Origin of the sequence: Pseudomonas sp. K5002 (assembly GCF_013386655.1) — a bacterium.
In the GTDB taxonomy this organism is placed as follows: domain Bacteria; phylum Pseudomonadota; class Gammaproteobacteria; order Pseudomonadales; family Pseudomonadaceae; genus Aquipseudomonas.
The window spans coordinates 1-1,623 of record NZ_JACARK010001578.1; the positions used below are offsets into that span (position 1 = coordinate 1).

The window sequence follows — 1,623 nt, forward strand, 5'->3', positions numbered from 1 at the left end:
CGAAGCCGAGTAAACCCCCATTGCCAACGGCACGCGCTGGTGAAACTGGCGCTTGATCATCGCCGGCACCAGCGCCTGGATCAGCGCCACACCCGCACCGCCGAACAATGCCGTGGCCAGCAGCGCCGGCGCCTGGCCAAACAGCCAGCGCGCGAGGCACGCCAGCAGAATCATCATCAAGCCCAGGGCGATTCCGCGACGCTCCCCCAGCCTTGCCTCCAGGCGCACACCTACCAACGCCACCAGGCCCATGCAAATCACCGGCAGGCTGGTGAGCAGGGCGCTGCTCTGGAAACTCAGGCCGGTGGCCAGACGGATTTCCCCCAGCAACGGGCTGATGGAACTGAGGATCGGTCGCAGGTTCAGGCCGAGCACCACCAGCAAACCCCAACCGGCGAGCCTGCCGGCCAACGAATTATTCAGCGTCATGCAGGGCCTGCCACTCGCGGTAAAGGGCTTGCATCGCTGCCTGCGGCAGGTGCTGCACGGGCAATTTTTGCTCCGCCAGCGGCAGCGCCAGTTGCTGGTAGATCGCTGCTGTGGACAAACCAAAGGGCGCCGCCACGTCGTTGCTGGCAGCGAACACCACGCGGGATATGCCGCACAGGTGCATCGCACTCAGGCACATCGGGCAGGGCTGGCCGCTGGCGTAGATCACACAACCGTCGAGGCGCGGGCCGAGTTGTTGGCTGGCGGCGCGGATGGCGAGCATCTCGGCGTGGGCGGTGGGGTCCTGGCTCAAGTGGATTTCGTTGACCGCCTCCACCAGCACCTCGCCGTCGCGCACCAGCACGGCACCAAACGGGCGGCCACCAGCGGCTACGTTGGCCTTGGCCAGTTGCACGGCGTGATGCAGATGCTGTTGATCGTCAGTCATGGAAAACCCCTCGTGCGCAATGAGGCGTGAAGTATGGGCAGCCGCAGGGGTATTCTGAAATTAAATATAACCATGCCAATCAGTGGCAAATGGAATGGTGAGCCCATGTTCGATCCTGTGTTGTTGCGCAGCTTTGTTGCCGTCGTCGATTGCGGCAATTTCACCCGCGCGGCCGAGCGGCTGCACTTGACCCAGTCCACGGTCAGCCAACAGATCCGCCGCCTGGAAGATGCACTGGGCAGCCAGGTGCTCGACCGGGATCAGCGCCGCGTGGTGGCCACGGTGGAGGGTGAACGCTTGCTGGCGTATGCGCGGCGCATCCTGGCGCTGCACGAAGAGGCGGCCGACGTGCTGATCAATCAGCAGAGCGATGGCGTGTTGCGCCTGGCGGTGCCCGAGGACTTTGCGGCCGAGCGCCTGATGCCGTTGCTGTCGGCGTTTGTGCAGGCTTATCCCCGGGTGCGCCTGGAGGTTACCAGCGGCTTGGGGCCGGAATTGTTGCGGGATTATCGCGGCGGTGAATTCGACGTGCTGCTGGTCAAGCAAATGGGTGACAGCGATGACTGCCTGGTGTCCTGGCCGGAGCCGTTGTGTTGGGTCGACAGCCGCAGTTCGCCGTCCCTGGGACGTGATCCGCTGCCGCTGGTGGCGTTTCCCGCCGGCGGCCTGTACCGCAATGAAATGCTGCATCACCTGGAGGTGGGCGGCTGGCGCTGGCGCATCGGTTATTCCAGCGCCAGCTTGGC

General features: G+C 64.6%; 3 protein-coding genes. 1 reads left to right on the forward strand and 2 read right to left on the reverse strand.

The features are described from left to right. Positions 1 to 429, reverse strand: a 429-nt coding sequence (locus HX846_RS38060) for an MFS transporter (RefSeq protein WP_178967559.1), incomplete at its 3' end; no start/stop codon positions are given. Then, complete coding sequence (locus tag HX846_RS38065) at positions 416 to 877, reverse strand: nucleoside deaminase (RefSeq protein WP_134325533.1); 462 nt, start codon at positions 875 to 877, stop codon at positions 416 to 418. The genes HX846_RS38060 and HX846_RS38065, both read right to left, overlap by 14 nt. A 105-nt stretch (positions 878 to 982) precedes the next feature. Between HX846_RS38065 and HX846_RS38070 the strand changes: the two genes are divergently transcribed. Further along, positions 983 to 1,623 (forward strand): LysR family transcriptional regulator (locus HX846_RS38070; protein WP_178967560.1); only part of this gene is annotated, 641 nt, incomplete at its 3' end.

Bases quoted from the DNA above. Each gene is read 5' to 3' on its own strand.
- HX846_RS38065 (WP_134325533.1), bottom strand. From the start codon at position 877: ATGACTGACGATCAACAGCATCTGCATCACGCCGTGCAACTGGCCAAG.